This is a genomic window from Janthinobacterium amylolyticum, assembly GCF_051380655.1.
In the GTDB taxonomy this organism is placed as follows: Bacteria; Pseudomonadota; Gammaproteobacteria; order Burkholderiales; family Burkholderiaceae_D; genus Janthinobacterium.
This window is the reverse complement of the sequence record NZ_JBNYXL010000011.1, coordinates 179,845-204,294: the sequence shown is the minus strand read 5'-3', so window position 1 is coordinate 204,294 and position 24,450 is coordinate 179,845. Positions and strand designations below refer to the sequence as shown.

The window sequence follows — 24,450 nt, the reverse complement described above, 5'->3', positions numbered from 1 at the left end:
TGTCTTTGTTCTATTCCCCCGAGTCGCAGCTCAGGGTGATGGTAAATTGCGCGCCGCCCCCTTCCGCGGCGCTGCGGTTGCGCACGGCCAGCGCGCTGCCGGCCGCCCGCAGGATGCCGGCGCTGATCGACAAGCCCAGGCCCAGTCCGTGTTCCTTGGTGGTATAGAAGGGGTCGAAGATCTTGTCGAGCGAAGCGAGCGGGATGCCGGGGCCATTATCGGTGATATGGATGATGGCCAGTGTTCCTTCTCTGCGCACCTGCAGCCAGATCTGCACGGGCTCGCCTTCCGGCACGGCATCCATGGCGTTGGTGATCAGGTTGCTGAACACTTGTTCCAGGCCAATCGCATTGCACAGCACGATGATGTCGTCTTCCAGCCAGCTTTCATGCAGGCTCAAGCGCTGCGAGCCCTTGCGCGTGCGGATTTGCAGCATGGTTTGCGCGAAGGCCTGGCGCACGCTGACGGGTTTGCGGGCATCGTCGCTGCGCCGCGCAAAGCCTTTCAGCTGCGACGTGACATAGCCGAGGCGCTTGACGAGGTCGGAAATGGTCGACAGATTGTCCAGTGCATCGTCGATGCGTCCGCGCGCCAAAAATACCTTGGCATTGTCGGAAAAGGTTTGCAGGGCGGCCAGCGGCTGGTTCAGTTCGTGCGTCACGCCGGCTGCCATCTGGCCGATGGCCGCCAGCTTGCCGCTTTGCACCAGTTCCGCCTGGGCATAGCGCAAGGTCTGTTCGGCCCGTTCGCGTTCCGCCACTTCCGCCTGCAGGCGGCCGTTCGCGTGCACCAGGTCGGCCGTGCGCTGCTCGACCTTGATTTCCAGCTGTTCATAGGCGCGCGCCAGCGTCTGCTGCGCGTTCAGGCGCTCGTCGATGCGGCGCCGCCGCTGGCGCGCATACATCAGGGCCAGCAGCAGCAGGGCCCAGCCCAGCGCGGCGGCGATGGCCGCATTGCGCGCCGCCGCGTTCACCTGGTCGAGTTCGGCCAGCACGGTGATCTGCCATTGCAGCGGGCCCAGCGCGCGGTGCACGGCGAGGTAGTCGGCGCTGCCGGACAGGGCCGGCGTATCGCCCGTCTGCGGGCGCTCCAGTGTCATCACGCTGGCGCCATCGGAAAACTGGCGCCGCACCTGGTGCGGCAGGATGGGCAGGTTTTCTTGCAGGAACTGGCGCTGTTCGCTGATGTCTTTCTTGGCGGCCGGCGACAAGGGCGCCAGGGTCTTGAACTTGAACGCTTGCGTGGTGGCCAGGATGAGCACGCCATTCGCATCCTTGACCCAGATCTGTTCGCCCGCCCCGGGCGTGCGCCACGATTGCTCGATCCAGTCCAGGTTGACCTTGGCGGCAACGATGCCGATGATGCGCCCGTTGCGCTGCACGGGCTGCGAAATGAAATAGCCGGCCTCGAAGGTCGAGGCGCCGATGCCGTAGAAGCGGCCGATGCCGCCCGCGATGGCGTTCTTGAAATACGGACGGAAGCCGTAGTTGACGCCCACGTACGAGCTGCGGTCTTGCCAGTTGCTCGAGGCCAGGGTCGTGCCCTTGTCGTCGAGCACGTACACGGCAAAGGCGCCCGCGCGCTGGTTGATGTCGATCAGGTAGGCATTGATCTGCGCGACTTTGTCTGGCGTTGGCTGTTCCAGCAGTTGCGCCACGGCATCGCTCTGGGCCACGGCCAGGGGCAGGAATTCGTATTTGTTGAGGGCGCCGCCGATGGACGCCGCATACAGCTCCGCGCGCGAATCGAGGGTGCGGTGCAATTCATCAAGCTGGCGCTGCTTGACCCAGGCATACGACGCCCACGCCAGCACGGCCAGCGAACCCACGGCCAGCAGGGGGCCGAGCGCTGGTCTCATGGTCCATTTGCCGAATGCCATGGTGCTCCGTGTGTCGGGTTAAATTCTCGGGTTGCTACGACGGTATTGTAGTGTATGGCGTGATTCACCCCGACTGGGGTGAATCCAAAGTAATGGCTCACAAGCAAACTTGCGGCGTCTGACAAAACCGTAGCGAGCGGAAGGGAGAGGTGGCCGAGAAGCGCAACCGTACTAAAGTACGGGGGCGCCGAGCCGGTGAGCATCACAGGCAGCCTATACCGACGCGCAGCAGGTTTGGTCAGACGCAATCAGCCACTAATCAGCCGTACTTGCCATCGTTTCCGCGTTGTGGTGACGCTGCTGCTCTTCCATCACCATCTCGCCCAGCATGCGCTTCAGGCGGTTGAACTCGGGGTCGCTCGGGTCGCGTGGGCGGGGCAGGTCGATGGCCACGTCGCGCTTGATGGTGCCGGGACGGTAGGTCATGACGATGGTGCGGTCGGCCAGGTAGATCGATTCCTCGATCGAGTGCGTCACAAACACGATGGTGGTGCCGAAGACCTTCCAGATTTTCAGCAATTCATCTTGCAGGTTGCGGCGCGTCAGGGCGTCCAGCGCGCCGAACGGTTCATCCATCAGCATGATGGGCGAATCGAGGGCCAGCACGCGGGCGATCGCCACGCGCTGGCGCATGCCGCCCGACAAGTCTTTCGGGTAGCGGGCTCGGAATTCCGTCAAGCCCAGCATGCTCAGCAGCATGTCGACCCGTTCCTTGATCTCGGCCGGCGTCTTGCCGGCGATTTCCAGGCCGAAGGCGATATTCGCCTCGATGGTCATCCATGGGAACAGCGCGTACTCCTGGAACACCATGCCGCGGTCGGGGCCGGGCTCGGTGATCAGCTTGCCGCCGGCCAGGATCTGGCCCGAGGTCGGCTGTGAAAAGCCGGCGATGGCGTTCAACAGGGTCGACTTGCCGCAGCCTGACGGTCCCAGCAGGCAGATGAACTCGCCGCTGGCGATTTCCAGGTTGATATCCTTCAGGGCGATGACGTCCGCGCCGCCGGTGGTGAAGATTTTATTGACTGCATTGATATTGATCGTGGTCATGGCCGTTCCTCTCAGTGTTCCAGGCCGCGGTGCCACTGCAGCAAATGATTGTTCAGGGCGTTCATGGCCATATCGATGGCCAGGCCGAACAGGCCGATGGTAAACATGCCGGCGATAATCTTGTCAGACCAGAAGTATTCGCGCGCTTCCAGGATACGGAAGCCCAGGCCGCTGTTGACGGCGATCATTTCCGCCACGATCACGACGATGAAGGCCGTGCCCATGCCGATGCGCGCGCCGGCCAGGATGTACGGCGTGGCGGCCGGCAGGATGACGCGGCGGAACATGGTCATCTGGCTGGCGCCCAGGTTGCGCGCGGCGCGGATATAGATGCCGTCGACCTGGCGCACGCCGGCGATGGTATTCATCAGCACGGGGAAGAAGGAACCAATGCTGATCAGGAAGAAGGCGGGCGGGTTGCCCAGGCCAAACCACAGGATCGCCAGCGGAATGTAGGCGATGGGCGGAATCGGGCGCAGCACCTGCACCAGCGGGTCGAAGAGTTTATAGATGGTCTTGTTGGTTCCCATCAGCAAACCCAGCGGCAAGGCCAGGCCGGCGCCGATGGCGAAGCCGCCCAGCACGCGCGACAGGCTGGCCCAGGCGTCATGCGGCAGTTCGCCGGAGAACATCCACACCAGGTAATTGCCCGCTTCCGGCGTGTACGCTTCCATCGGCATCAGGTATTCATACCATTTCACCAGCACGGCCACGGGCGAGGGCAGGATCTGCGGATTGATCCAGCCGAATGTCGACATGGCTTGCCACAGCAGCAGCACGGCGACGGGCACGGCGGCACCGTGCGCGAAGCGTTTCATCATTTGAATATTCATCGTGATACTTTCAGATTAGCGTGGAGCGTAGGACTTCTTGGCTTTTTCCAGCAGGTCCAGCTTGACCCAGTCCTTGGCGGCAGGCGGTTTGGCCATGCGGCCCACGCCGAATTTCACCATGTAGTCGGTGGTCAGCTGCACGTGGCTCTGGGTGATGTCTTCCGTGAAGATGGCGTTGTCGATGGCATCGCGGTAATCCTCGGTGGTGATCTGGTTCTTGAACATCGATTCGCGCACGTATTTTTCCGCCAGTTTCGGATCGGCCAAAAAGGCGCGCGTGGCGGCGACGAAGCAATCCATGAAGCGTTGCGCCACGGCCGGCTTTTCCTTGTACATTTTTTCCGTCATCACGAGCGCGCGCACGGGTTCGCCCAGCGGCGTGTCATACGGCTTGAGGATGGCCGACCCGTATTTCTTGTGGATGGCTTGCGTGGAGTAAGGCTCGGACTGGCTCATGGCGTCGATGTCCTTGGTCAGCAGGGCCTGGTTCAAGTCCGGGTAGCCCATGTACAGGATCTGCACGTCCTTGCCCGGCTTGTCGGACCAGGTCAGCTTGGCCTTGGTGAGTTCGGCAAACAGCAGGATTTCCTGCGGGCCGCCGCGCGTGACGCCGACTTTCTTGCCTTTCAGGTCGGCGATGCCCTTGATGTTCAGGTCGGGACGCCCGACGATCTGCACGCCGCCCTTGGCGAAGCCGCCCACCAGGTAGACGGGCAAGCCGGTGGCGCGGCCCGTGATGGCCGCTTCCAGCGCGCTGGCGGACACATCGATTTCACCGGCGATCATGGCCGGCACGATGTCGAGGCCCTTGGCGAAGATGCGCTCTTCAATTTTCAAATCGTATTTGGGCGCGATTTCCTTCATGTAGGCGACGGCGCCGTAATGGGCGAATTTCAGGTTGCCCAGGCGCACGGTGTCGGCCGCGTGGACGGCCAGCGGGAATTGCGCGGCCAGGGCGACGGCCACGGCCAGTGCTTTGGTATTCAGGAAGGACGAGATGCGGAAAGTGCGAGCCATGCTGTGTCTCCAAAAGGTAGATGGTTTTATATGGGGTGCTGCCGCCGCTCTGTGGCGGTTATGAAAATATAAAAGCATCTTCCGTGCCAGTGGAGCGCATTTTGACGGTTATTGCAAGTGATTGTTTATAAAGGTTTAATTTGAATCTATTGAAATGAGGAAACTACGTGATTCCGCTTTTCCGCACGAGAGAGGGAAACGGCGTGCGGTTTGCCGCATTGCCGGCGGTTACGCGGCAGGCACTGGCGGGCTTGCGGCAGGCGGGATGGATGGCGGGGAGGGTGAACCTAAATCGCCTGGCCCACTCCAATCGTAAAAAAACGCGTTGCAAAACCAGCTGGCAACGCGTAACTCCCCCGTGGAGTCGGGGCGGCGCCGCGCGGGCGCCTGTCTGATGTGTTTTGTCGCGCTTATTTGGCCGGCGTGGCGGGCGGCAGTGCGGGGGCCGTCGCAGGATCGGTGAGCGGCGCTGGCGGTGTGACGTTGCCCGGGCCCGCTTCCGGCGTGGCCGGGGTCACGGGTGGCGGCATTACCTGGGGCGCGGAGCTGGGTGTGGGCGCGGTCTCGGGCAAGGGCGCGTCGGCAGGCTTTTTGCAGGCGGACAGGGTGACGAGCAGGGTGGCGGCCAGCAGGGCGGGGAGTTTCATGATCTTCATGATGGTTCCTTTGCAATGGTTGTCGCGGCGGGCGTGGCAAGCGAGGTATCGCGTGCCGCGCGGGAGCCTTGAATTTATTGCAAGAGTGCTGACGCTTCTGTTCGCTATTTCACCTAGCGCGGTGAAACGCGGTGAAAGTAAGTGACAGCGGATGAAAAGTCGAGCGCGATGAAAGTAGGGAGAAAGAGAAAATAATTCCACATGGAAATATTTTTCACTTTCTTGCTTCTAATGTTCGTTAACGCACAGACCAAGACAGGCGAGACGGGCATTCTATGGTCAGACGTCTAGGATTTGTGGCTTTCTGGCATAAAAATTGCCAAGAACTTAACAATCCGGGCTACCGGCAATCGTTTAAAAGGAGTATTCAAATGCATGCAATGACTCAGTCTCACGTGAAGAGCGAATTAAAGGCAGCGCACCAGGAACTTCGTAGCCCCGAAAAAGGCTCGCAAATGGTGGAACGTGCGGCCCCGATCCCCCCGGAGCGCATGAATCCCATTTCCATGGCACCGATCGAGCGCGTGCGTTCGACATCCGCTACCTTGCGCCGTATCGAAAACATGCAAAAGCTGATCGGCGAACTGTCGCTGCACGAGATGCTGGCCGATGAAATCGCCTGGTTCCTCAAGTTTTCGCCATCCGGTGCCCGCAAATACATCCGCGACCTGCGCGAAGCTGGCGTGATCGAACTGGCACGCTATATCGAAGGCACCGCCACCTACCTTGGCAAGGCAGTGTACCAGCTGACCCCAGACCCTGAGCGCGTGCGTGCCTTCCTGGCCGCCATCGTCCAGCCAAAACGCGAAGGCGCGCCACCGCGCAAGGACCGTCCCGGCCTGCGCGAGCAAAGCATGGCAGGCAGCGGCCGCCACTTCCACATCCTGGCCGATGACACGCATTACGCCATCCGCGTCAACCGCGGTCCCGTGACGCGCGATCCGCTGGTGGCCGCCTTGTTTGGTGCCCCGCAACAGAAAGCGGCAGAGTAATACCTGCGCAAACCTCGCGTGGCCTGCCGCCTGCGATGCTGACCGGTTCGGCGACTCCGTTCTGAGATACGGTTGCGCTTCCTGGTCGCAAAGCAATGCCGCCCGCGACGGTTTTGCCAAGTCGTGTGATGTTGTAAGAAAAGCCGGGTTGCAACCCGGCTTTTGGCGTTGGGGCCGGTGATTCACGGTGTCTGATTGAAAACACTGCAAGCATCCCCATGTGGGCTGGACTGCTGCCCGTACTGCGCGGGTTCACCTGAAGGAGCTTGTCCTTGTCTGCCTACGCCGCCCTGCTATCGTTCCCGCCATCGCGCTGCCTGAAACGGGTTGCCGCATGAACCCGCTGCTATGGATTGCCCTTGTCACGGCCGCCATCGTCTTTTCATTATGGTTTCCCCGCTGGCGCTTGAAGCGGGCGCTGGACCAACCCTTGCCACCGGAAGGCCTGGCGGTGCTGGAAACAAATATTCCCGTCTACCGCCGCATGCCTGCCTCGCTGCAGGAGCAGCTGCGCCGTCTGGTGGTGCAGTTTTTGTACCAGAAGAAATTCGTCGGCTGCGGCGGCCTGGAAATCACGGACGAGATGCGCTATACCATCGCCGGCCAGGCTTGTCTGCTGCTGCTGAACCGCCAGACGCAGGTGTATCCCGAGCTCGACACCATCCTCGTGTATCCCACGGAATTCATTGTCACGCGCAATGAAGTGGGGCCGGGCGGCGTGGTGACGCCATCGGCGAATGGTTTGCTGGGTGAATCGTGGGGCGATGGCCGCGTCGTGCTGGCCTGGGACCACGTGCAGCGCGGTGCGGCCGACTGGACCGATGGCCACAACGTGGTGCTGCATGAATTCGCCCACCAGCTCGACAGCGAATCGGGCGCCGCGAATGGCGCGCCGTACTTGCCGAACGTGTCCAGCTATCGCAGCTGGGCCACGGTGCTGTCGCGCGATTTCGATAATCTGCGCCACGACGCCATGGTCCAGCAGCAAAGCGTGATGGACCATTACGGCGCCACGAATCCCGCCGAATTCTTTGCCGTGGCGACGGAAACCTTCTTTGAAAAGCCCTACCAGATGGCCGAGCACCATGCGGAGCTGTACGCGCAATTCCTGCAGTACTACAAGGTCGACCCGCGCGACTGGATGGCGCCGCCCGTGGAACCCGAGCACATGGCGTCGCCATTTCCCAATTACGCGCCGCACTGGTAGCGCGCAGATCGCTGACCTGATTTACGCAGCGCGGATACGGCAATTCCTGGCCGATGCCGCAGCCCGTATGGCGTGGCGGCCTGAGGATGTGTGAGCTGTGTGCGCAAGCGAACGGTATTTCGCCAGCAGCAAGCGCACGCTATGCGGGTGGCGCGCGGTGCGCCAGCAGCCGACCAGGAGGGCAGATCATGTCACGCATCATCGCAGGCCATTTTCAGTTGCAGGACCAAATTGACGCCGCGCGCGCCGCGCTGAACCAGGCGGGTTTTCCCGACAGCCGCATCAGCGCTTTTTTCGTCAACCAGCCGGGCCAGCATGACTTGCATGCGCTGGGCGGCGACCGCGACATGTCACCGGGCGCCAAGGAAACGCCCGAAGGGGTGGCGGAAGGCGTGGCCGTGGGCGCCGCCGTCGGTGCCGGCATCGGCGCGGCCACCACCGTGGCGACGGGGCCGCTGGGGCCGGTGGTCGGCGCGCTGGTGGGCGCCCACGTGGGTTCGCTCTACAGCTTCAATAAAATGAAGGGCGCCGGCGAGCCGGAAGAAAGCCCGGATGGCGATGGCGACACGCAGGGCGAAAATCGCCGCCAGCCCCGCCATCCGGGCATGCTGATCGCCGTGGCGCTGGGGGCTGCCCACGAGCGCGAGCGGGCGCTCGAGGCCTTGCACCGGCTTGGCGCCGAGCATATCGAAGAGGCCGAAGGCACGATCGCGAATGGCGACTGGCACGACTTCGACCCGCTCAGCATCCCCGTGCTGGTGGCCTGATGCGCGTGCCGGCCGCCGCAATATGCATAAATGCCGCGCTGCACGAAAATTAGGTATTATTCTTGTTAGTATTGGTGGTTCTTGCTAAACAATGCCGACAGGGATAGTTCCCGTGCGCCCGACGTGACCATGGACCCAGGTGACTGCCCGTATTACTTGCCTCGCATGCTAACGAGTATGGATAGGAGGGCGCGTCATGACACAGGCATGGTTCATTCTGACACGGGCCGACGGACGCGATATCTGTGCGCCCTCGCCGACACAGCTGGCCGATGCGCTGGCCGAGGTCTACCGGGGCGCCGCTATCGCGCCCGATGGCAGCCCGGCCGCCGTCTTGCTGCGCTTTGGCTACGATGATGGCTTGATGTATCAGGTTGAAGTCGCTAGCGGAGGCGAAGTCACTTTCGAAGAGTGGTCGGACCGCGACTGCGAGATCGCGCTGGCCAGTCCGCGCCGCATGTCGGCCCTGCCGCAGGATGCCGCGCTGCAATTGTGGCAGTGGCTGGCGCAGCGCCAGGTTGCAAAAATCCGCAGCCAGCCCTGGCAGGGCGGCTAGCGGACTCTTTCGTGAAACGATTTAGTGCGCCATCAGCACGGGGATCGTCATGCTTTGCAGTACCGTACGCGTGACGCCGCCCAGGATGGTTTCGCGCAGGCGCGAATGGCCATACGCTCCCATCACCAGCAAATCGGCCGACAGGTCGGCCGCCTGCGACAGCAGCGCTTCGCCGATATCGCCGCGCCGCACGCCGCCCCCATCGAGCAAATGCACTTTTGCCTGCACGCCGTGGCGCGCCAGGTATTGCAGCAATTCCGCGCCCGGCTGTTCGCCATGTTCTGCAGCATGCACCTGGGCATCGAAGATGGCCACGTGGACATGTTCGGCACGCTGCAGCAGGGGCAGGGCGGCGCTGACGGCGCGGCTCGCTTCCTTGCTGGCATTCCAGGAAATGAGCACATTGCGCGCGGCGGCCGGCGGCGCCAGCAGGGGCAACGGCGGCGCATACGGCACGATCAGCACGGGCCGGCCCGAATGCAGCAGCACGTAAGCGGGGAAGTCGCGCATCACGGACGGCGATTTATCCTTGGCATTGTATTGGCTGATGACCACCAGGTCCGCATAACGGGCAAGCAAGCTCATGCCACCCGCCGCCTCGTCGTCCACCACGCGCTGCTCGAACGATGCCACGCCCGCCGCGCGCACCTGCTGTTCAAAGCCGTCGAGCGCACGCGCGGCCCGTTCGCGCAGGAAATTCAAATGCAGTGCCAGGTTCGGATCGGCATCAATGTCGGGCTGGTTCTGGTACAGCAGGCGCGACACGCCCGTCAGGGCCACGCCCGTCAGATGGCCGCCGCAGGCCTGGGCAATGCTGGCGGCCGCATCAATGCGGGCGCCGCGGCTGGCGCTGTCGTCGACGTGCAGCAGCACGGTTTTATAAGTCATGGCGGTGCCTCTCGCTGTGGAGTGAGTCTTATTCTGGCACAGTCCGCGCTGTCCGCCGCGCACGGCTGCCCCAGGCTGGACAGTTGATCTGGCGCAAGGCTGGCGCTAAAAACTGCTCCTACACTTGATTCCACGCAGAATAACCATAACAAGCGGGGAGTCAGCAATGAGCGAACAACGAGTAGCATTGGTCACGGGCGGCATGGGCGGCCTGGGCACGGCCTTGTGCCGCCGGCTGCATGCGGCGGGCTTGCAGGTCGTGGCGGCGCATACGCCGGGCAATACGCGGGTGGAGAACTGGCTCGACGAGCAGCATGGCCAAGGCTATTATTTCCACGCCATGCCCGTCGATGTGACGGACTATGCCGGATGCAGCGAGGCGGTCGGCCGCGTGCTGTCACAGTTCGGCAGGGTCGACGTGCTGGTCAACAACGCTGGCATCACGCGCGACCAGAGCATGCGCAAGATGGAATTGCCGCACTGGTCCGAAGTCATGCGTACCAATCTCGACAGCCTGTTCAACATGAGCAAGCAGGTGCTCGAACCCATGCTGGAAAAAAAATGGGGCCGCATCATCAATATCTCGTCCGTGAATGGCCAGAAGGGCGCCTTTGGCCAGTGCAACTATGCGGCCGCCAAGGCGGGCGTGCATGGTTTCAGCAAGGCGCTGGCGCTGGAAGTGGCGCGCCACGGCATTACCGTCAATACCGTCTCGCCCGGCTATTTGCGCACGCAGATGGTGACGGCCGTGCCGGCCGACATCATGGAAACCAAGATCCTGCCGCAAATCCCCCTGGGCCGCCTGGGCGAACCGGACGAGGTGGCGGCGCTGGTGGCCTACCTGGCGTCGGACGAGGCGGCATTCGTGACGGGCGCGAACATCGCCATCAATGGCGGCCAGCACATGAGTTGAACACGCTGGCGGCGCAGGCCGCTGGCAGCAGGGCAATGGCAGTGGAGGAGACCCGGCCACCCAGCCGGCACGCACGATGCAGGCGGGGGACGGATGGCAGTACGGCAATACAGCTGGTACAGGCAGTCGCAAGGGGCAGGGCAGCGATGCCTTGCCCTTTGTTGTCTTTGTTGTGTTTGTTGTGTTTGTTGTGTTTGTTGTTTAAGGCGAGAAACCTAGCGCTGCGTTTTTTCCAGGCGCGTCTGGCAATCGATGCACAGGCGCGCTTCGGGGCGGGCGTTCAGGCGCGACAGGCCGATGGCTTCGCCGCAGTTGTCGCACAGGCCGTAGCTGCCGTCGGCAAACTTGGCCAGCGCATGCTTGGTGATGGCCAGCTGCGCCAGGTTGTGTTCGGCCGCTTCGCTGACGAGCGCGTTCAGGGTACGCACGCTGGCGTTGTCGGCGGGCGAGGCTTCGATTTCATTGAGCAGCGAGGCGCGCGCGCCGGCTTCCGCTGTTTCGTTCTCGATCTGTTCCAGTAGAGCAAGTTTGCGTTGTTCCAGCACGCCTTGCAGGCGCTGTAGCTGGTCTTGTGGCAATCCATTCGGCAATCCGTTCATGGCCTTCACCTGGCGGGAATCTCTTCCAGTATGGTAGTCCAAGATTGCCCGCTCCGCTTGCGTTACTACCCGCGCCGCGTTTGATGCGGCGCAGGCAGGCCAGGGCAGTTCTATGCTGGTTCTTTCAGGCAGTTGACCATCCAGGCTACGCCGAACTGGTCTTTCAGCATGCCGAAGCGTTTGGCCCAGAAGGTCTCTTGCAGCGGCATCTGGATGGCGCCGTCACGCGCCAGCGCGTCGAACGCTTGTTCGGCCTCTTCCGGCGTATCCAGGGTCAGGCATACCGAGCTGCCGCGCATGCCCGTCGCGCCATCTTCGGAACAGCCGCCGTCCGAGCCCATCAGCATGGTGGGGCCCAGTTGCACGGAGCCGTGCATGATTTTGTCGTACCAGTCTTCCTTGACCTGTTCCTGACCCGGCGTGCCGCGAAACGGCATCAGGCACAGGTCGGTGCCATGCAGGTGCTGGCGGTAGTATTCCAATGCCTGTGCGCAGTTTCCATTGAATTGCAAATACGGTTCGATACGCATGTTGGTCTCCTCTGGTGGCTCCGCCGGCACGATTGCCATGCGGGGACGTCCCAGTATAGGCGCCCGATGGCTGATTTCAATCAGTCTGGCGCCATCTCTTGCAGCCGCTCGCGCACCTTGCCCAGGGTGCTGAGGATGCGTTCCGGGTGGCCGGCCAGCACGGCGCTGCCCAGGTGCAATAAACTCGTCGCCAGGCTGATCCAGTGCCGCACATCGTCGTTGCGGGCAATGCTCAGGCGCACCGTGTCGAGCAGGCCGCTGAGCTGGCGCTGCGCCGTGTCCAGGCCCGCCACCGTGTGGCCGGCGGCATCCGCATACAGCTGGTTGGCTTGCTGGCGCAAGGCCACTTCCAGCGCAAACACGGCTTGCGCCTGGCTGTGGCTGATGCCGTTTTCGCCCTGGCTGGCGCGCCGCCGGATGGCGCGCATGACGGCGCCGTGCAGGGTGATGGCCGCCTGCGACAGGCTGTCGGCCAGCTGCTCCACGCGCATGGCGTTGCTGAGTGCCGCCTCGCGGCGTTCGCTGCTTATCGATCCATCCATCCTGCCTCCGTGGTGGTGAAGGCTGCCGTGGCCAGGCGCGCATGGTCGCGTCCCAGCGCCGCCAGGTGCCGGCGCGCCAGGGTATGGCGCAGGCCGGCCAGCCGGTATTCCTCGCTCTTGCTTTGCTGCAGGCTTTTCGCCAGCACGGCCAGCAGGCGCTGTTGCGGCGTGTCCGCATACGCGATCTCCACTTCCAGCAGGCCCAGCACCACGTCGCGTTCGTTGTCGGCGCTCTTGTCGTACAGCGCCAGCACGCTGTCCAGAGCGGCCAGCAAGTCTTGCAACGGCGCATCGCCGTCGTGCAGCACCTGGGACAGGCGCGCCTGCTGGCTGGCCACGCCGCCCAGGCGCGACAGTTGCTGCAGCAATATGCTGTAGGCGCTGACATGGCGGTCGTCGATGCCACTGCCGGGCCAGGCGCGGATGGCGGCGCCGGCGCTGGCCAGCTCGGGTGCGATGTCATACGCATCGGCCTGTGCCAGCCGGCCCAGCGCCTGCAGGTACAGGCGCACGGCTTGCGCCAGGCGCGCCACGTCGGCTTGCGCGGCGCGGCGCTGGGCGTCGAGCAGCTGCTCGCGCGCGTCTTCGGCGGCTGACAGATAGGGGCGGGCGCGCTGGTAGCTGTCGACATGGCGCTGCGACAGTTCGCCGAAGGTATTCAAGGCATCGGCGCCGGCGGCCAACGCGCGCACTTGCGCCAGGTCCGTGCGCGAACTGGCGCAGCCGCACAGCAGCAAGACAGGCAGGAGCACGATGGCGCAATAGCGGGCAGGCAGGGAAGACACGTCACCTCGCGATACGATGTGTTCTGTATGGAAAGGTATTGTGGTTGCGCCCGGCCCCGTGCGCCTTGTGCGGGCGCAAGCGCCGCGCAATTAGCGGAGCGCGGCAGGCATGGCAGCCGCGCCCGCTGGGGCTCAGGCCAGCTGTTCGCGCCAGCCCAGGCCGGCGGCGGTATCGCCGGCAGGACGGTATTCGCAGCCGACCCAGCCCGTGTAGCCGACCTGATCGAGCAGCCTGAAGATATGGCGGTAATTGATTTCACCGGTGCCCGGCTCGTGGCGGCCCGGCGTGTCGGCGATCTGGATGTGGCGGATCAGGGGCAGCAGGGCGCGGATGGTGTTGCTCAGTTCGCCTTCCATGCGCTGCATGTGATAAATGTCGTATTGCAGGAAGATATTGCCGCGCTGGCAGTCGGCGATGATATCGGCCGCCTGCTCGCTATGGTTGAGGAAGTAGCCGGGCATGTCGTAATGGTTGATCGGCTCGATCAGCACGTTGATGCCATGTGGGCGGCAGGCGTCGGCCGCGAATTGCAGGTTGCCGATCAGGCTTTGCCGCGCCCGCTCCAAACTCATGCCGGCCGGCACGATGCCCGCCATGCAGTGCAGCTGCGTGGCCCCCAGCGCCAGCGCATACTCGAGCGCCAGCGCCACGCCAGTGCGAAATTCCTCGCCCCGCCGCGGATCGCAGGCGATGCCCCGTTCACCCCGCTCCCAGTCGCCCGGCGGCAGGTTGAACAGAGCCAGCTGCAATTGATGCTGGTCCAGCTGCGCGGCGATCTGGCGTGCTTCGAGCGCATACGGAAACAGGAATTCAACAGCCTCGAACCCCGCCTTGCGCGCGGCGGCAAAACGGTCAAGGAAGGGCAGTTCGGTAAACAGCAGGCTGAGGTTGGCGGCGAAGTTCGGCATGGTCTGGGCGCGAAAGGGATGGTGACACTATCCTAGCCCAAATCGGCAAATGGTGGCGTGCATGAAAAAACCGTCCCAGGAGCCAGTCCTGGAACGGTTTTTGTCGTCTGTTGGATCAAGACAAACGCCGCCTGAAAGCGTCGCGAGCGGGAGTGATATTGCGTTGAGTAGCGCAGCCGTACTCAGGTACGGCGAGCAACGCAAACGCAATAGCGCCCCGCGCAGCAGCTTTCAGGCCGCGTTTTAGCGGCCGCGGCCGCCGGAGCGGTGGTTGGCCGCCGAGCGCGGCGCATTGCCCGAACGGTTGCCGCCGCCACCGCCGCCCGATGGGCCGGCGCTGCGTGGCTTGGCACCGCCGCCACCGGTTTTCACGCGCACCACGGCGCCGGCTGGCGCGCGGCTGTTGTTGCGGTGACCACCGGTGCCGCTGCGCAATTGCACAGGCTGGGCGCGGGCGTTCAGGTCCGGCTCGAAGCCTTCGATGACTTCGCGCGGCAGGGTTTGCTTGATCAGCTTTTCGATGTCTTTCAACATTTCGTGCTCATCCACGCAGACCAGCGACACGGCTTCGCCCTTGGCGCCGGCACGGCCCGTGCGGCCGATACGGTGCACATAGTCTTCCGGAATGTTCGGCAAGTCGTAGTTGACGACGTGCGGCAACTGGTCGATATCGATACCGCGCGCGGCGATGTCGGTGGCGACCAGCACTTGCAAGGTGCCATCCTTGAACTCGGACAGCGCGCGCGTGCGCGCCGACTGGCTCTTGTTGCCGTGGATGGCCAGCGCGCCAATGCCGTCCGCGCCCAGCTGCTCGACCAGTTTATTCGCGCCATGCTTGGTGCGGGTAAATACCAGCACTTGCGTCCAGTTGTTCGACTTGATCAGGTAGGACAGCATCGGGTGCTTCTTGTCGCGGTCGACCGGATGGATCTTTTGCTTGATCACTTCCACGGTCGAATTGCGGCGCGCCACTTCGATCATGGCAGGCTTGTTCAGCAAGCCGTCGGCCAGGGCCTTGATCTCTTCCGAGAACGTTGCCGAGAACAGCAGGTTCTGGCGTTTCGGCGGCAGCACGGCCAGCACTTTCTTGATGTCGCGGATGAAGCCCATGTCCAGCATGCGGTCGGCTTCGTCGAGGATCAGGATTTCCACTTTCGACAAATCAACCGTGCCCTGGCCCATGTGGTCCAGCAAGCGGCCTGGCGTGGCGACGAGGATGTCGACGCCATGCTTCAATTGCTTGATTTGCGGGTTGATGCCGACGCCGCCGAAGATCACGGCGGAGTTCAGTTTCGTGTACTTGCTGTAGGCGCGCACGCTTTCCTCGACCTGCGCGGCGAGTTCGCGCGTCGGTGCCAGGATCAGGGCGCGGATCGGGCGCGTCGAGGTGTTGCTGGTGATGGCAGCGCCGTTGGCGTCGGTCGACAGGCGGTGCAGCACAGGCAGGGTAAAGCCGGCCGTCTTGCCGGTACCGGTTTGTGCGCCGGCCAGCAAGTCGCCGCCAGCGAGCACGGCGGGAATCGCCTGCGACTGGATCGGGGTCGGCACGGTGTAGCCGTGTTCGGTAACGGCACGTACGATAGCGTCGGACAATCCGAGGGAGGAAAAGGACATGGTAACTTTATTGTGAGATCGGCCTGTCGCCATCGTGGGGCGCCAGTCGCAGGCAATCAGATTAGGGGTCGAAAGACAGCGGCAAGGGGACTGGTCATATGTGCCGCACACGCGAAGTATAACAGCCTGGCAAAAAAGCGCCTGCTTTGTTTCAAGTTTGCAATGTCACAAGTAAAGAAAAAGGCGGCAAAGGCGCGCTGTTTGCCGGCAATTTTGGGTAGAATTTCTGCCTGCACCCCTTGCGCGGGGGACCGCCGCGCTGCCGGGGTTCTTGTTCCTGGAGGAATACCATGCGCATTGCCGACCTTCGCATCGCCACCCGCCTGTACGGCGGCTTCGGCGCCATTGTCCTGCTGCTGGCCGTCCTGGTCACAGTTGCCACCTTGAATTTCTCAAAACTGGCCGACGCCAGCGCCATCAATACGCACACCTATCAGGTGCTCGCTGAAAATGACGCCATCCTGGAAAGTCTGATCAATATCGAAACGGGCCAGCGCGGCTACGTGATCACGGGTGCCGACTCTTCGCTGGAACCATATGCGGCGGGCAAGGCGGCGTTTCGCCAGCACCTGGACAAGGCGCGCGCCCTGACCAGCGACAATCCGGCGCAGCAGGAGCGCCTGGCGAAACTCGATGCTGCCCAGAAAGCCTGGCTGGCGGGCGCGCTCGATCCCGTGATCGCCCTGCGCCGCGCCGTGGCCCAGGGCACGGCCGCCATCGAGCCGGTGCTGGCGCTGGAAAAGCAGGGGCGCGGCAAGGCTGGCATGGACGCCATGCGCGCGCTGCTCAAGGACGTCGGGCAGGCGGAGTCGGACTTGCTGGCGCAGCGTTCGCAGGCCGTGGCCAGCCTGCAAGCGCAGACGCGCTGGGTCTTGCTCGGTGGCGGCCTGGTGACACTCGTGCTGGCCGCGCTGGTGGCCATGTGGCTGGCAAGAAATATCAGCCGGCCCCTGCGCTCGGCCATCGAGGTGGCCAGGCAAGTGGCGCAGGGCGACCTGACAGTGCGCGTGGACGTGCGCTCGCGCGATGAAACGGGCGAACTGATGCAGGCCTTGCAGGAGATGACGGCCAGCCTGCTGCGCATCGTCAGCGAAGTGCGCGGCGGCACGCAAACCATTGCCACGGCGTCGCGCCAGATCGCCTCGGGCAACCTGGACTTGTCGGCACGCACGGAACAGCAGGCCAGTTCGCTGGAAGAGACGGCCTCGTCGATGGAAGAACTGACGGGCACGGTCCAGCAGAATGCGCAGAATGCCCACGAAGCCAATGGCCTGGCGGCAAGCGCATCGACGGTGGCGGGCAAGGGCGGCGCGGTGGTGGCGCAGGTGGTGGCGACCATGGGCTCGATCAACGATTCCTCGCGCAAGATCGTCGACATCATCGGCGTCATCGACGGCATTGCCTTCCAGACGAATATCCTGGCCCTCAACGCGGCCGTCGAAGCGGCCAGGGCGGGCGAGCAGGGGCGCGGCTTTGCCGTCGTCGCCACCGAGGTGCGCAACCTGGCGCAACGCTCCGCCGGCGCGGCGAAGGAAATCAAGGCCCTCATCAACGATTCCGTGGCGCAAGTGGAAAGCGGCGCGCGCCTGGTCGACGAGGCGGGACACACGATGCACGAGATCGTCGACAGCGTGCACAAGGTCAGCAGCATCGTCGGGCATATCTCGGCCGCCAGCGACGAACAGCGGGCCGGCATCGAGCAAGTCAACCAGGCCATCAGCCAGATGGACCAGGTGACGCAGCAGAACGCGTCCCTGGTGGAACAGGCTGCCGCTGCGGCGGAAGCCATGCAGGAGCAGGCGGCGCGCCTGGCCGACGCCGTGGCCGTGTTCAAGACGGCGCAGGCCGCGGCCAATCCCGCGCCGGTGTCCGCGCCAGTGCCGGCGCCCCGGCCCCCGGTGCGCGCTGCCGCTCGCGTCGCGGCGGCACGCGCTCCGGCCCGCTTGCCCGTCAAGGCGGTGGCGCGCCACGTGCCGCCAGCAGCGCCGGCCGGAAAACAGCGCGCGGGCGAGGATGAATGGGAAGAGTTCTAGGCCTGCGACAGCTGTCGCAAATACGGCTTGCATGTATGTGACTGTTGTCGCATAATTGTGTCAATAGTCACTAAAGGAGTCGCCATGAGCACGCCGTCCGTCACCGAATTGAGCTTGTTGAAAGCCTTGTGGAAGGAGCAGCCGCTGTCCGCGCGCGAGCTGCATGCCCGCGTGGAGGAAGAGCTGGGCTGGTCGTTTTCCTCCACGCGCAAGACCGTCGAGCGCATGCTGGACAAGGGCATGCTGCTACAGCGCAGCGTACACGGCGTGCTCGTGTATGAAGCCCATGTGGACAAGGTGGCGACCTTGGCCGCGTTCGCCCACGACTTTGGCCGCCGCGTGATGGAAATCGACAGTCCCTTGCCGGTCACTATGTTTACGGGCAGCAAGCTGGTTGACCAGCAGGAACTGGCGGCGCTGGAGCAGCTGCTGCACGACTGGCCCGCCGACGCGAAGGAATAAGCGATGACCCTGTTCGCCCTGACCGTGTTGCAGGCAACAGTGGCCTGTCTGCTTGCCGGCTTGTTGCTGCGCTGTTTGCTGCCGCTGGCGCAACGCCGCTGGCCCGCGCTGGCGGCCCAGCGCAGCGCGTGGCTGGCGTCCTCGCTGGTGCTGGCTGCCGTGTTCCTGCTGCCGCTCTTGCCGCACGGCCAGCAGATCAGTGTGGTGCCCGAGATCAGCCTGGCCGCCGCTGTGCCGGCCGCAGCCGACGCAATATTGCCGCTGGCCGCGTCCGCGTCCCTCACTGCAGCCATCCCTGAGCTGATGCCTGCGCCGCCGGTGGAAGCGCCATCGGCCACGGCCTGGCTGGGCATGCTGGCCACCGTCTGGCTGGGCATATATCTGCTGGGCCTGGCCATGCTGGCGTGGCGCCGCTGGCGCGGCCGCCACACCTTGCGCGCCTTGCTGCAGGCGGCGCGGCCGCTGGCGACGGCGGACCTGGCCGCGCATGGCGCGTTTGCCCCGGCGCAGCTGTGCCAGTTGCAAGCCCAGCGCATCGCCGTGCTGGAAATCGACGCGCCGATATCGGCCATGCTGGTCGGCGTGTGGCGGCCCCGTTTGCTGCTGCCTGCACATCTGCGCCACTTCACGCCCGGGCAGCAGCAACTGGTCATCGAACACGAGCTGACGCATGCGCGCCGCCGCGATCCCGTGCTGCAGATGCTGGCCAGCGGCGTACAGCTGCTGCTGTGGTTCAACCCGGCGGCCGGCTGGCTGGCTGGCAAGCTGGCCTGGGCGCAGGAACTGGGCTGCGACAGCCACGTGCTGGCTGGCCGTCCCCAGCAGCAGCGGCGCGACTATGCGGCCGCGCTGGTGCGCCAGCTGGGCTTGCAGACACGCTTTCCTGCCGGCCTGGCGTTTGGCGGCCAGCCAAACAGCATGCTCGAGCGCGTGGCCCGCATGCGTAACAGCGGTGCCGGCAGCATGCACTGGCGCGCCCGGCTGGGCATGGGCCTGGCCCTGTGCACCCTGGGTGCGGCCAGCGTGGCGCTGCAGCCGGCACTGGCATGGCAGCCTGCGCAGGCCTGGTCTGCTGCGGCGTCCGTTGCCAACCCGGGCCAGGTTCCGGCCGTGGCGCCGGCACCGGAACCCTGGCGCAATCCGCTGGCCAGCATGCGCGTCACGGGCTTCTTTGGCGTCGTGCGTCCCATCACGCAGCGGGGCTTGCGCGGGCTGGACCTGGCGGCGCGGCGCGGCACGCCCGTGCAGGCGGTGGCAGATGGCATCGCCACGGTGACGCAGGACGCGTGGCTGGGCAAGGCCGTGCACATTGCCCATGGCGGCGGCCTGCAATCGGTGTACGCCCACCTCGACAGCGTGGCGCTGGCCGATGGCGCCATCGTCGTGGCCGGCCAGCATATCGGCACGGTCGGCGACACGGGCCGCGCCACGGGGCCGCACCTGCACTTCCAGGTGCGCCAGCATGGCCAGCTGCAAGATCCGCAAACCCGGCTGGCCGGCCTGGACGCCAACGCCAGCGCGCGCGCCCTGCGCATGCGCAAGGAGCAGTTCGGCCGCTGACGCCGACGAATTTTTCACCCAGGAACAGCAAGCGGGGTCGGATCCCGAGGATCCGGCCCCGGCATGATGCTCCCGGGTTTTACTGAAGTATCGTTGCATTGGCTGCCCGCAGGTCGGGTCAGCGCGCGAGCGCGCAAGCCGACGCCACCACCAACCTCTCAGGATTTTCCATGCGCTATACCTTGTTGCTGTGCAGCCTTGCGCTGCCATGGCCGGCCCACGTGCGTGCTGATGACGTTCTCCCTTCCGTGACGGTCAATGCGGGCAAGCTGGAGCAGCGCCGCAACGATACGGTGTCGACCCTCTCCGTCGGCCACGACGAACTCATACGCCAGGGCGACCGCAGCCTGTCCGACGCCCTGAAGCGCCAGCCCGGCATTTCCATCGGCGGCGCACCCGGCGCCGCTGGCGGGCAAATCCAGATGCGCGGCCTGGGCCAGGGCTATACCTTGATCATGCTCGATGGCGTGCCCGTGCCACCGGGTTTCTCGCTCGATTCGCTGGACCCGGAACTGGTCGAGCGCGTGGACATCATGCGTGCCGCCACGGCGGAGTTTTCCGCGCAGGCGATTGCCGGTTCCATCAATATCGTGCTGAAAAAATCGGGCGGGCGGCGCGAGCGCACGTTCAAGCTGGGCGCGTCCGGCAGCCATGGCATGCCGGCCGGCAGCGCCACCGTGCAGTGGTCGGACAGGGATGGGCGCCTGGCATATGCGCTGGCCGGCACCCTCAGCCACACGGGGCGCCAGGCGCTGCTCGATGAGTGGAACCGCGCAGTCGATGCGGGCGGCAGGCCCACGCTGCTGCGCCATGCGCCGCTCACGGAACGCGTGACGAGCGACGGCATCGAGCTGGCGCCGCGCTTGCAATGGGCGCTGGAGGGCGAGGGCAGCCTGGCCTGGCAAAGCCTGCTCAGCGTGCGGCGCCTGGCCAGCCGCCGCCATGCGCTGGAAACGGCTTACCTGGGCGGCACTACGGCGTATCCCGACAACCAGGCGAATTTCGACCAGGACAGCGGCACCGTGCGCAGCGACCTGCACTGGCTGCGCAAGCTCGCGCAAGGCGCCAGCCTGGATGTGAAGCTGGGCGCCAGCGTCAACCACCGCGACAATGATTACCTGTTCCTTGGCAGGGGCGCGGCGCCGGGGCAGGGCTCGACGCGGCAGGTCGATTCGGGCGTGGACGAAGTGGGCGTGCAGGCCAGCGGCACCTACCGCCGCGCGCTGGGCCAGCATCACACGCTGGCCGCGGGCTGGGATGCGGGTCACCGGCGGCGCACGGAGTTTCGCCGCGAACGCGAACTGGCGCCGGGCGGGCCGCCCATCCTCGCGGACGAAGACTATGCCGCCACGGTGCGCCGCCTGGCCCTGTTCGCACAGGATGAATGGGACATTTCCCCGCGCTGGTCGCTGTATCTGGGGCTGCGCTGGGAAGCCTGGCGCACGGCCAGCGCCACGGGCGATGGCCAGCCGCTCGACGTGGGCGCGCAGGTGTGGAGTCCCGTGCTGCAAAGCCTGTGGAAAATGCGCGGCAAGAGCCAGGTGCGCCTGGCCCTCACGCGCACCTACAAGGCGCCGCAGATTTTCGAGCTGATCCCGCGCCCGTACACGGTCGATAACGGCAACAGCCCCACGAATCCCGATAACCAGGGCAACCCGGCGCTGCGTCCGGAACTGGCTTGGGGCCTGGACGCCGCCTATGAGTATTACCTGGGCGAGGGCGCCATGCTGGGCGCCAGCGCCACCGTGCGCAAGATCAGCGACGTGATGCTGGACCGGCTGTACCAGCAGGGCGGGCGCTGGGTGGCCACGCCCGTCAATAATGGCAAGGCGCAGGTGCGCGGCATCACGCTGGAAGCCAAGCTGCCCTTGAAGGCGCTGCTGGCGGACGCCCCCGCGCTGGATCTGCGCGCCAACGTGGCGCGCAACTGGTCGCGCGTCGATGCCGTCGCCGGCCCCGATAACCGTCTCGACAGCCAGCTGCCGTGGAGCGCCAGCCTGGGGGCCGATTACCAGCTGTCCAGCCTGCCCCTGAGCGTGGGCGCCGACCTGAACTATCAGGCAGGCGGGCGCTCGCGCGAGTCCAGCCAGCTGCTGGCCTGGCAGGGCGCCAGGCGCGAACTGGATATGTATGCGCTGTGGAAGTTCAGCGACAAGCTGCGCCTGCGCGTGTCCGGCGCCAACCTGCTGCGGCAGGACTACCGCACGCGCAGCCTGTATGCGGATGCTGCGGGCAGCACGCTGCGCACGGTCGATACGGGCACGTACCGCACGCTGCGCCTGATGCTGGAAGGGCCGTTGTAGCCGCGCCGTCTGCTACCTGAGCAGCATGTAGAAATCAGGATTGATCATGAAGCCATTGTCGGGGGCGAGGCGCCGCAGCACGGGCACGGGCGACTGGCCATCGATGCTGTTGATGGCGTCGACCAGCGTTTGCAGCAGGACTGCGCGGTTCGTGTCCCAGCCATTGCTGGCCGCATTGATGGCGCTGAGCATGCTCTGTACCATGTTGGGCATGCCGTCCTGGGTGCGCAGTTTCAGCTGCTCGCGCAGCGTCTGGTAATGCTGCTTGCCGCGCCTGTTCATGTCTTCCACCAGCTTGTACATATAGTACAGGGAGCTGCGCAGCGACTGCATATTGCGTTCGAGGTCGCGCAGCAGCGCCTCGTAATTGAGCGGAAACTGATAGTGCGTGTCGATGTGCTGGCAGGCCAGCTTCAAGTTGTTGAGCAGGTTTTCGTCGCCCGCCATGCGATGGTTGTACATGCGCATCACAGGCGTGTTGTTCTTAATTCCTTGCAAGTAATTATCATTGTGCTTCAACATTTTTTGCAGGCCGGCGCTGGTCGGTGTCAGGCTGCGTGGCCGCGTCGACGGTTCGTGCTCAATGTGCTGCGCGCCTTGCAGCAAGATGTTGCTGGCGCCCATCGATGTGAGCGTCTGCTGGCCCGGTGTCTGTGCCATGGGCGCGCCATCGCGCAGCATATTCGACGGCAGCGACGTTTTCAGCAAGCCGGCCTTGCTTTTCAGGTGGCCGACGACGTGCGGATCGAACGTGACGGTATTGTTGCGCGTATTTTCCAGCGCCCAGCCGAACCACAGATTCATCGGTTCGGAAACACAGGCTTTTTCCAGGGTGCGGGTGCCGCCGCCGAAATGGTGCGTGACCATGCACGTCTTCAAAGTCTCGCTCTGCATCAACGCGCCCACTTCGGCATACGCGGCGCTGGCATTGCTCAGTAAATAGGCTATGCCCAGAAGGCGCGCATAGCTGCCGGCGGGCGTGGCGGCGCACTCGGTCAGCCTGCTGAGCACGTCGGCTTCACGGATCTTGTGGCGCTTCTGAAAGGCGGAAGACATATTGCCGCCCACCTCGACATCGCCGATCAGCGACAGCGCGGCGGTCTCTGCGATGAACAGGTCGAAGCCCGACACGGTCAATTCCATGCTTACCTCCCCGGATACGATTCGAGCTGAAGCTTACGAAGAATTCTCGCGTCTTGCCAGTAACACGTGCGTTACATTGCCTCGTCCTCGGCGTCATGCACGCTGTGAGCGATGGTTGCGGCCTTGAAGTAGTCGCGCACGGCTTCCAGGCCATGCCACGGCTCCGGGCGCAGGTACTGGCACACATACAGGCCGGTGTCCGTCAGCAGCACATCCGTGTCGGGCATGGCGCCGGGCGCGCGTGGCGCCTGCGGCAGGGCCGCGATCAGCTGCGCGATGTGCTGGCGCTGTCCCTGCGCCAGGCTGGCCATGATCCTGAATTCAAATCCCATGCTTTCTCCTTGATGTGCGGGGCGCTGCCGCGGCACTTGTTACGCGTATTTTATATCATCGAAAAAATCGAATATAGCTTGGCATTCTTTCCGTTTTTGTTTTCGATTTGCTGCGTGCATACTGCATAGCACTGGCCCGGCACACACGATGTGAGGCAAGGGCAGGAGCAAAGCAGCCGTACAGAGAACGCACTTTTTATATTCAATTATTTTCACTAAGGAAAACATCATGCCTATCGCCACCGCCCAAGCCGCCCAAAAACTGCTGACCCCGAACGACCATACACTGATCATGATCGACCACCAGTCGCAGATGGCGTTTGCCACCCGCTCGATCGACCTGGCGCTGCTGCGCAACAACGCGGCCCTGGTGGCCAAGGCGGCTGCGGAATTCAAGGTGCCGGCCATCCTGACGACGGTGGCCGCGAAATCGTTTTCCGGCCCGATCTTCGATGAAATCCAGTCCGTCTTCCCGGAACAGGCGCCGATCGACCGCACCAGCATGAATACCTGGGAAGATGCGCGCATCGCCGACAAGGTGAATGGCTACGGCAAGGGCAAGATCGTGCTGGCCGGCCTGTGGACATCCGTGTGCATCGTCGGCCCCGCCTTGTCGGCGCTGGAGCAGGGTTTTGAAGTGTATGTGATCGCCGACGCCAGCGGCGACGTATCCGACGAAGCCCATGCGATGGCCATGCAGCGCATGATACAGGCGGGCGCGCAGCCGCTGACGTCAGTGCAATACCTGCTGGAACTGCAGCGCGACTGGGCCCGCGGCGAGACCTACAATGAAACGGTGGCGACGGCCGTGGCGCACGGCGGCGGTTATGGCCTGGGCCTGATCTACGCCAAGTCCATGTTCAACGCCAGCGAAGGCCATTGA

24 protein-coding genes are annotated in these 24,450 nt (G+C 64.2%); 10 read left to right on the top strand and 14 right to left on the bottom strand.

What is annotated here, in order from left to right:
• Positions 1–10: 10 nt before the first annotated feature.
• The 5 genes from ACQ4WR_RS22990 to ACQ4WR_RS22970 form a co-directional block, all read right to left on the bottom strand.
• The gene (locus ACQ4WR_RS22990) at positions 11–1,858 is read right to left on the bottom strand and encodes a sensor histidine kinase (RefSeq protein WP_436490110.1); all 1,848 of its coding nucleotides are present in this window, start codon (positions 1,856–1,858) and stop codon (positions 11–13) included.
• A gap of 276 nt (positions 1,859–2,134) precedes the next feature.
• The gene (locus tag ACQ4WR_RS22985; protein ID WP_436490109.1) at positions 2,135–2,926 is read right to left on the bottom strand and encodes an ABC transporter ATP-binding protein; all 792 of its coding nucleotides are present in this window, start codon (positions 2,924–2,926) and stop codon (positions 2,135–2,137) included.
• A gap of 11 nt (positions 2,927–2,937) precedes the next feature.
• Positions 2,938–3,747, bottom strand: coding sequence for an ABC transporter permease (locus ACQ4WR_RS22980; protein WP_436490107.1), 810 nt, complete (start codon positions 3,745–3,747; stop codon positions 2,938–2,940).
• Positions 3,748–3,774: 27 nt separating this feature from the next.
• A complete protein-coding gene (locus ACQ4WR_RS22975; protein WP_102292599.1) occupies positions 3,775–4,776 on the bottom strand; it encodes an ABC transporter substrate-binding protein in 1,002 nt (333 codons plus the stop codon).
• Positions 4,777–5,186: 410 nt separating this feature from the next.
• Entirely contained in the window at positions 5,187–5,432 is a 246-nt protein-coding gene (locus ACQ4WR_RS22970) for a hypothetical protein (protein ID WP_102292598.1), read from the bottom strand.
• 491 nt (positions 5,433–5,923) lie between these two features.
• Between ACQ4WR_RS22970 and ACQ4WR_RS22965 the strand changes: the two genes are divergently transcribed.
• The 4 genes from ACQ4WR_RS22965 to ACQ4WR_RS22950 all read left to right on the top strand — a co-directional run bounded on the left by ACQ4WR_RS22965 (position 5,924) and on the right by ACQ4WR_RS22950 (position 8,954).
• The gene (locus ACQ4WR_RS22965; protein WP_010396453.1) at positions 5,924–6,424 is read left to right on the top strand and encodes a winged helix-turn-helix domain-containing protein; all 501 of its coding nucleotides are present in this window, start codon (positions 5,924–5,926) and stop codon (positions 6,422–6,424) included.
• 334 nt (positions 6,425–6,758) lie between these two features.
• Complete coding sequence (locus ACQ4WR_RS22960) at positions 6,759–7,631, top strand: M90 family metallopeptidase (protein ID WP_436490105.1); 873 nt, start codon at positions 6,759–6,761, stop codon at positions 7,629–7,631.
• A gap of 188 nt (positions 7,632–7,819) precedes the next feature.
• On the top strand, positions 7,820–8,398 hold the full coding sequence (locus tag ACQ4WR_RS22955; protein ID WP_436490103.1) for a hypothetical protein: 579 nt from the start codon (positions 7,820–7,822) through the stop codon (positions 8,396–8,398).
• 196 nt (positions 8,399–8,594) lie between these two features.
• Positions 8,595–8,954 carry a hypothetical protein gene (locus ACQ4WR_RS22950; RefSeq protein ID WP_102299091.1) on the top strand — a complete coding sequence of 120 codons (360 nt, stop codon included), beginning with the start codon at positions 8,595–8,597 and terminating at the stop codon, positions 8,952–8,954.
• A 21-nt stretch (positions 8,955–8,975) separates the two neighbouring features.
• Here the strand turns inward: ACQ4WR_RS22950 and ACQ4WR_RS22945 are convergent, their stop codons facing one another.
• On the bottom strand, positions 8,976–9,842 hold the full coding sequence (locus ACQ4WR_RS22945) for a universal stress protein (protein WP_102299090.1): 867 nt from the start codon (positions 9,840–9,842) through the stop codon (positions 8,976–8,978).
• Positions 9,843–10,008: 166 nt separating this feature from the next.
• Between ACQ4WR_RS22945 and phbB the strand changes: the two genes are divergently transcribed.
• Positions 10,009–10,755: an acetoacetyl-CoA reductase gene (gene phbB / locus ACQ4WR_RS22940; RefSeq protein WP_436490100.1), complete on the top strand. Its 747-nt coding sequence runs from the start codon at positions 10,009–10,011 to the stop codon at positions 10,753–10,755.
• Positions 10,756–10,970: 215 nt separating this feature from the next.
• Here the strand turns inward: phbB and ACQ4WR_RS22935 are convergent, their stop codons facing one another.
• From ACQ4WR_RS22935 to ACQ4WR_RS22910, 6 genes are all read right to left on the bottom strand, one after another.
• Complete coding sequence (locus tag ACQ4WR_RS22935) at positions 10,971–11,354, bottom strand: TraR/DksA family transcriptional regulator (protein ID WP_102299086.1); 384 nt, start codon at positions 11,352–11,354, stop codon at positions 10,971–10,973.
• 110 nt (positions 11,355–11,464) lie between these two features.
• Entirely contained in the window at positions 11,465–11,884 is a 420-nt protein-coding gene (locus tag ACQ4WR_RS22930) for a VOC family protein (protein ID WP_436490098.1), read from the bottom strand.
• 80 nt (positions 11,885–11,964) lie between these two features.
• Positions 11,965–12,426 carry a hypothetical protein gene (locus ACQ4WR_RS22925; RefSeq protein WP_146012555.1) on the bottom strand — a complete coding sequence of 154 codons (462 nt, stop codon included), beginning with the start codon at positions 12,424–12,426 and terminating at the stop codon, positions 11,965–11,967.
• Positions 12,411–13,211, bottom strand: coding sequence for a hypothetical protein (locus ACQ4WR_RS22920; protein ID WP_436490097.1), 801 nt, complete (start codon positions 13,209–13,211; stop codon positions 12,411–12,413). Before ACQ4WR_RS22920 ends, ACQ4WR_RS22925 begins: the two co-directional genes overlap by 16 nt.
• A 132-nt stretch (positions 13,212–13,343) precedes the next feature.
• Positions 13,344–14,120: a 2-oxo-tetronate isomerase gene (otnI, locus tag ACQ4WR_RS22915; RefSeq protein WP_102299081.1), complete on the bottom strand. Its 777-nt coding sequence runs from the start codon at positions 14,118–14,120 to the stop codon at positions 13,344–13,346.
• Positions 14,121–14,363: 243 nt separating this feature from the next.
• Positions 14,364–15,734, bottom strand: a complete 1,371-nt coding sequence (locus tag ACQ4WR_RS22910) for a DEAD/DEAH box helicase (protein ID WP_436490095.1) — start codon at positions 15,732–15,734, stop codon at positions 14,364–14,366.
• Between the two features lie 290 nt (positions 15,735–16,024).
• On the opposite strand from ACQ4WR_RS22910, the gene ACQ4WR_RS22905 reads away from it, so the two are divergent.
• The 4 genes from ACQ4WR_RS22905 to ACQ4WR_RS22890 all read left to right on the top strand — a co-directional run bounded on the left by ACQ4WR_RS22905 (position 16,025) and on the right by ACQ4WR_RS22890 (position 22,092).
• Positions 16,025–17,767 carry a methyl-accepting chemotaxis protein gene (locus tag ACQ4WR_RS22905; RefSeq protein ID WP_436490093.1) on the top strand — a complete coding sequence of 581 codons (1,743 nt, stop codon included), beginning with the start codon at positions 16,025–16,027 and terminating at the stop codon, positions 17,765–17,767.
• A gap of 84 nt (positions 17,768–17,851) precedes the next feature.
• Positions 17,852–18,229 (top strand): BlaI/MecI/CopY family transcriptional regulator, encoded by a 378-nt coding sequence (locus ACQ4WR_RS22900; RefSeq protein ID WP_102299619.1) that lies wholly within the window; start codon positions 17,852–17,854, stop codon positions 18,227–18,229.
• Positions 18,230–18,232: 3 nt separating this feature from the next.
• On the top strand, positions 18,233–19,789 hold the full coding sequence (locus ACQ4WR_RS22895) for a M56 family metallopeptidase (RefSeq protein WP_436490092.1): 1,557 nt from the start codon (positions 18,233–18,235) through the stop codon (positions 19,787–19,789).
• 170 nt (positions 19,790–19,959) lie between these two features.
• Positions 19,960–22,092 carry a TonB-dependent receptor plug domain-containing protein gene (locus tag ACQ4WR_RS22890; RefSeq protein WP_436490091.1) on the top strand — a complete coding sequence of 711 codons (2,133 nt, stop codon included), beginning with the start codon at positions 19,960–19,962 and terminating at the stop codon, positions 22,090–22,092.
• Between the two features lie 12 nt (positions 22,093–22,104).
• Here the strand turns inward: ACQ4WR_RS22890 and ACQ4WR_RS22885 are convergent, their stop codons facing one another.
• Positions 22,105–23,235, bottom strand: coding sequence for a hypothetical protein (locus tag ACQ4WR_RS22885; RefSeq protein WP_436490090.1), 1,131 nt, complete (start codon positions 23,233–23,235; stop codon positions 22,105–22,107).
• Between the two features lie 71 nt (positions 23,236–23,306).
• The gene (locus ACQ4WR_RS22880; RefSeq protein WP_436490089.1) at positions 23,307–23,567 is read right to left on the bottom strand and encodes a hypothetical protein; all 261 of its coding nucleotides are present in this window, start codon (positions 23,565–23,567) and stop codon (positions 23,307–23,309) included.
• Positions 23,568–23,796: 229 nt separating this feature from the next.
• Here ACQ4WR_RS22880 and ACQ4WR_RS22875 point away from each other — a divergent pair, with 229 nt between their 5' ends.
• A complete protein-coding gene (locus tag ACQ4WR_RS22875; protein ID WP_102296726.1) occupies positions 23,797–24,450 on the top strand; it encodes a hydrolase in 654 nt (217 codons plus the stop codon).